4 protein-coding genes and 1 pseudogene are annotated in these 6,008 nt (G+C 46.7%); 2 read left to right on the top strand and 3 right to left on the bottom strand.

All coding sequences use genetic code 11. The features are described 5' to 3' along the window. Positions 1–202: 202 nt before the first annotated feature. Positions 203–985: a hypothetical protein gene (locus tag IM507_RS09275; RefSeq protein WP_002777147.1), complete on the bottom strand. Its 783-nt coding sequence runs from the start codon at positions 983–985 to the stop codon at positions 203–205. A gap of 199 nt (positions 986–1,184) precedes the next feature. Then, positions 1,185–2,219, bottom strand: coding sequence for a pyruvate dehydrogenase (acetyl-transferring) E1 component subunit alpha (gene pdhA / locus IM507_RS09270; RefSeq protein WP_002733307.1), 1,035 nt, complete (start codon positions 2,217–2,219; stop codon positions 1,185–1,187). Positions 2,220–2,466: 247 nt separating this feature from the next. On the opposite strand from pdhA, the gene IM507_RS09265 reads away from it, so the two are divergent. After that, entirely contained in the window at positions 2,467–4,710 is a 2,244-nt protein-coding gene (locus IM507_RS09265) for an IMS domain-containing protein (RefSeq protein WP_042790316.1), read from the top strand. Between the two features lie 455 nt (positions 4,711–5,165). After that, positions 5,166–5,483, top strand: a complete 318-nt coding sequence (locus IM507_RS09260) for a KGG domain-containing protein (RefSeq protein ID WP_002732376.1) — start codon at positions 5,166–5,168, stop codon at positions 5,481–5,483. A 219-nt stretch (positions 5,484–5,702) separates the two neighbouring features. Here IM507_RS09260 and IM507_RS09255 read toward each other — a convergent pair. Beyond that, a pseudogene (locus tag IM507_RS09255) lies at positions 5,703–5,875 on the bottom strand (IS1/IS1595 family N-terminal zinc-binding domain-containing protein); the annotation flags it as partial. Positions 5,876–6,008 lie beyond the last annotated feature (133 nt).

The raw sequence follows: 6,008 nt of genomic DNA, 5'->3' as shown, positions 1-6,008 counted from the left end.
TTTTGAGAGAATCGTCGTTCAAAACCTTGCGTCTTCATCGGCCCGCGTCCTGTAGGGGCGAAGCATTCGGACAATAACCTATCGGTGAAAAGGTAGATTTTCTATCCGAATGCTTCGCCCGTACTTATTCAGCAAACCCTAGATAGTTGAGGGATTAATCGCTATTGTGGGCAAAGTTGGACAGTTTTTCTTTGCTATTGGATTAAATAGCCAAGGAATGATCGACCATTGCTTGCCGACGTAAACAATTCCAGTAGGCTGCATAGAGATCCGTCTGTTGACCGCGTAGGGAAGCGATCGCAGGTGCGGCAGGAAAAGGCCAGAGACGATCAAAAACCACTTCTCGATGAGCCAGACGAAACTGTAGCAAATAAACGGAAGCAGGAGCCTGTAAATTATCCAGTAATTGCGCTGCCAGCCGATATAAAGACTTAAGACTCTCTCTTTCTAGACTAATCGGCTGACTGTAGGCATTAGGGATCATACCCTCCCCGATTACTTCACCGTATTCTAAACCCTTAGATGTCACCGTGATCGGCAACCAAAGATCCCCAAAAGAAGAATCTCCCTGACTGGTTTTATAGTGCAGGGTATGGGCAACCCAAGCGCGTCTTTCCTCGATATCCCGACAAGCTTGATAAACTTTTTTACCCGGAAAATTCACCCAATTGGGTAATTGAATTGTTAAGGGACACCAGATTAAATTATTTTGGCCGGTTTTACCCGACTCCATTTTTGACCACAAGGAAGCCGTCCCCGTCACCTCCACCGCCAAGGATTTAGGAACCGCATTTTTTAAGGCAATCACCATTTTTTCGGTAACGGGCGATAGCCGAGACATCTGACCACTGGCTTGAGCTTCGGCATTAACGAGAATGATAACTTTGTCCATTTCTTCTTGTGGGTTGGGTAAACTTGAACGATCAGCGGTGAGGTTGGTTAAGAATGCGAACTGACTGGGGTTCAATGCTTCTGTAGTCGCCATGGCAAAAGCTATTTCTCTGGATTTTAGCGAATTATACAAGAACGCAACGATTTTTTACAGATTTTTTCAACAACAACCATATTGAAGGGGGCATTTTTCTTCTCCCCCTCATAGAATACCTTAAGTAATCAGTGATCACTAATCAGTGATCAGTGAACTGAAAACTCAACTCTGAATAACTGGTAACTGATCACTGAAATTACTCGTCTTCGGCGAAAATAAAGCGAGTTAGTTCACTAGGATCGGGTTCGGGGCTAGATTCGGCAAATTTAACCGCTGCCTCGATTTCAGCTTGAATTTTCTCCTCGATTTCTTTTAATTCCTCTCTCGTGGCCAGATCTCGCTCGTAGAGGTAGGCGGCAAAGCGAGTGATCGGATCTCTTTCGCCCCAGAATTGTTTCTCGTCAGCACTGCGTAACTCGTCGGGATCTGCTAGAGAGTGACCCCGGAAACGATAGGTTAAGGCCTCAATCAAAGTCGGCCCCTCACCGGCGCGGGCGCGGGCCACGGCTTCTCTGGCGGCGGCATGAACGGCGACCACATCCATACCGTCCACTTCCACACCGACCATACTAAAAACACTGGCTTTTTTATAGATTTCTGGTTGAGAAGTGGCTCGATCGTGGGCCATTCCGATCGCCCACTTATTATTTTCCACCACATAGATAATCGGCAACTTCCAGAGGGCGGCCATATTCAGACACTCAAAAAACTGGCCATTATTACTCGCCCCATCCCCAAAGAAACAGACCGTTACCTGATCGGCACTGGCATCACCCATGGCTTCCCGACGGTATTTACTCTGAAAAGCCGCCCCGGTAGCGACGGGAATCCCCTCGGCCACAAAAGCATAACCCCCTAAAAGCTTATGTTCGGCGGAAAACATATGCATGGAGCCGCCCCGTCCTTTACTACAACCGGTAGCTTTGCCGAATAACTCCGCCATCACCTCTTGAGCGGGAACTCCGGCACTAAGGGCGTGGACGTGATCGCGATAGGTGCTAGAAACGTAATCTTCTCCCTGACGCAAGGCTTTAATAATACCGCTAGATATGGCTTCCTGACCGTTGTAGAGATGGACAAAACCGAACATTTTGCCGCGATAATACATTTCGGCACATTTATCTTCAAACATCCGCCCCAAAACCATATCCTCGTATAGGCGAAGACCTTCAGCTTTGGTGATAATGATGGAAGCAGGATTAAAGGTTGGTAAAGTACGTTCGGAAATCATAGGGTCTGTAGTATCATTTAGACAACAAAAAGGCAAGGGGAGAGGAAGCGGTAGATTTTTCGAGAATTCTGGCAGTGAATTTTTTGGTCTTAAACCAAGGGGTTCTTGGTATTTTCTCTCTCAAATCTAATCTTAGTCAGTCAGAGATTGGCTAGGATAAGATGGTATCTTGTTATTTTACTCGCTCCGCTCTCACTTACATCATTTAATTCACTAAGGACTCTCCAGAGTTGAGGTACAGCTAACCGTGCGAATTCCTCTTGACTACTACAGGATATTGGGAATCCCTTTTCAGGTGAATGCCGAGCAGATTGATTTGGCCCACGCCGATCGGGGACGGCAATTGCCACGTCAAGAATACAGTCAAACAGCGATCGTTGCCCGTCAGCACTTGTTAGATGAAGCTTACCAAGTGTTAAGTGATCCAGATCGCCGTCGTGATTACGATGCCCAATTTTTCGCTCCCAATCCCCTGCTTCTCAACCCAGATAGCAGCGCCGAAAACCTCGATTCTCAGGGTGGGGAGGTGGCCGCCGCTTCCTCAGAATATCCCACTCCCCAGATTACCATTGCCCCCGCCGATCTGGTGGGAGCTTTGCTCATCCTGCAAGAGTTGGGAGAATACGAGTTAGTGATTCGTTTGGCTGAAACTTATCTAGATTTGGAGCCAACTACTCGCCCAGATATGATCTTAACCTTGGCTTTGGCCTACGGGGAATTAAGTCGGGAATATTGGCAGGATAAAAATTATGAACAGGCGGCCAGCACCGCAGCCAAGGCCTTGATCTGCTTGGAACAAGAACAAATGTTCCCACAAGTGGCCGGCGAGATTCGTCATGATTGCGATCGCTTGCGTCCCTACCAGGTTCTGGAATTGTTATCCCAAGAAAAAAACCCCGGTCTTGCCCGTCAGCGGGGCTTAAATCTCTTGGAGGATATGTTGGCCGCTCGCGGTGGCATCGATGGCCAGGGCGACGATCGCTCTGGGTTGGGGGTGGATAATTTTTTACGCTTTATTCAACAGTTACGGGTTTATTTGACTCAGGCCGAACAGGAGAAAATCTGGGCAAAAGAGGCAGAACGCCCCTCGGCGGTGGGTAATTATCTGCTGGTTTATGCCTTGATTGCCCGCGGTTTCGCCCAAAAACAACCCGCCGCTATTGTGGCAGCCAGCGATCGCCTGCAGCAATTACAAAAACATCAGGATGTTTCCATCGAGCGATCGATCTGCGCCCTGCTGCTCGGTCAAACCGAACAAGCAAGCACAATTTTAGAAAAAAGTCAAGAGCAAGAAATATTAAATTATATTAAGGAACAATCTGGGCAATCTCCCGATCTTCTACCTGGGTTATGTCGTTACGGTGAGCGTTGGTTACAAACAGAAGTTTTCTGCCATTTTAGTGATTTAGTCGAGCGGAAAGCCTCACTCAAAGAGTATTTTGCCGAGGAAGAGGTACAAAATTATTTGGAAGAATTGTCAGGTTTTCCTGACGAAAAAGTTCCCGTGTCAGTTCAAGAAAAGGTTGGGGAACCTTTAGAATCGGAAGTAAATGTTCTCAAAACCCACACCCCCCCCACCCATTTAAACCCAGTGCCAGGAGCGACACCGATGAGGGAATCTGCTTATTCTTCCCATTCTCGTCCCCAAAAACCGTCTTTAGCTAGAGCTAACGGTGAGCGGACAGGCACTGCTGTACCTGCCCTGAGAGCCACCCCTCAGCAGGAAACTTTCACCCCCTATACTCAGGGCAGTGTGGTGGTGACAGCAGCCGATCGTCAACCGGCACTTAATCCCCCCCGTCGTCGTCCTAGTCGCTCGCGCCACCCAGCAGCGGGCAACTCCGGGCCAGCAGCCGTAGAAACGGTAAAAACTACCCTAGTCGCACCGAAACGGAGACGACCAGTCCGCAGAAAACTACGACTCGATCGAGTGGCGATATTGGGAGTAGGATTAGTGGGAACGCTCGTGGTTTTGTCCTTGGGGGTAAAGGCAATTGTCGATAGTCAATCTCCTTTGGCAGCCTTGCAAGGGGAACAGTTACCGATTTCTTTAAATACTCCCATACTAGAAATTCCTTCGGCTAACGCGGAGGTGATGGAAGGGAATCCCTTAGACAAGGAAAAGGCCAAGGAGACGATTCAAGCTTGGTTAGCAGCAAAATCGGCGGCTTTTGGCAGTGAACACCAAAAAGAGCCATTGAAAGAGGTTTTAACGGGTTCAGCTTTGGAAATTTGGCAAAAACGGGCGGCGGCTTTACAGGGAAATAACTATTGGCGCTACGATCATCAAGTGGATGTGCGATCAGTCACTAATAATGCGAAAAATCCTAATTTAGCCACGGTGGAAGCGATAGTCAACGAAAAGGCCATGTATTTCCATAATGGCAAGGAAATTGTCAATCGTTCCTATAATGAGTCCTTGAAGGTGCGCTATGATTTGGTACGGCAAGGAGATAAATGGTTGATCGAAAAAACCCAAGTCTTACCCTAATTTTTTCCGATTAAATCCCCAAAAACTAGGCTTTAGGCTGCCTGCACACCCAAAAAAGGCTGCATGGCAGCCTTTTCAGTGGGAAGTGGGGAAGTGGGGAGAAGGGAGCAGGGAGAAAAAAGCTGATAACTGATAACTGATAACTGAAGACCGACTCCTGCAAAAGCAACCTTTGTACCTCACTATTAAGATAACTTCTATATCTTTAGACTGATAAATGCTCGATTCTCTTAATATTTTTTAACATAAAATCTGCTCTTTGATTGCTGTAATTGGTTCCCTAGAAGTCAAGCTAATGAGTTATAATCGTAGGTAGGGATCCATAGTTCTTAGAGGAAAAAAGCGGGGCAATCTCAATGTTTTGCTCACCCACAAGACCATGATTTTGATCTTTTAAAAATCTCGCATAAGTCTTTAAGAACTTTTAAAATCAGCATTCACACAGGAGGGATATTATGACAGGTAAGAGTAAACGCGGTTTTGCCTCTATGGATCAAGCTAAACAAAGGGAAATCGCTAGTAAAGGTGGTAAAGCTGCTCATCAAAAAGGGACAGCCCACGAATTTACCTCCGAAGAAGCTCGCGAAGCGGGACGAAAAGGTGGTGAAGCGGTTAGCCGAGATCGGTCCCACATGGCAGCTATTGGACGGGAAGGGGGCAAAAATTCTCACAAAGGCAGTCGCAAAAACTTAAACTCCGGGGAAAATTCCCCAGTCAACGAGTCTATAGGTGAAAATTCCTCAGATTTTGGCAACTCGGAAGCAAATAGTTGACTTTGGTTGACTTTTTCTGGGACTGAAAGGGTTTTGGGGTGTTGGGGTTTTTAGCTAAATTCCCCATTCCCCCATTTCCCCATCCCCAATAGGGACTTGCGTAAAAATAAGATGCCAGCTAGGAGGGCAGAACCGTCACATCCCATTTGGGCAAAGTTTCAGAACGCTGCCAGAAAGGTTGCAATTGTTCTAGTTCTTTAGCCAAAGGTGGTGATTCGGTAGGAAATTCGTTCGAGCAAGAGTTTATCAATTAATTGTTTGGTTTCGTCAGATACGGTTTTATTAGTGGGATTGATCACAAACTGACGACCACATTCTTTACACTGACGTTTCGGCTTGCCATGATGTGTAGAACCATTTTTGATGGTATGATAAGAACCACATTGGGAGCATCCCAATTATGTAATGAGTATAAATGCTCAGAAGGGTAAGAAGGCTTTTGTAGTAACGATTCTGGTTCCAATCACACAATTTAGAGAACCGTTGAAAATCTATGAACTCCCGAAAAGGCTTGCCATATAAGTA

Source organism: Microcystis sp. M20BS1 (assembly GCF_020245305.1).
GTDB classification, from domain to species: Bacteria; Cyanobacteriota; Cyanobacteriia; order Cyanobacteriales; family Microcystaceae; genus Microcystis; species Microcystis ichthyoblabe_A.
Note: the sequence above shows the minus strand (reverse complement) of the source record. Positions and strands in the feature narration are given on the sequence as shown.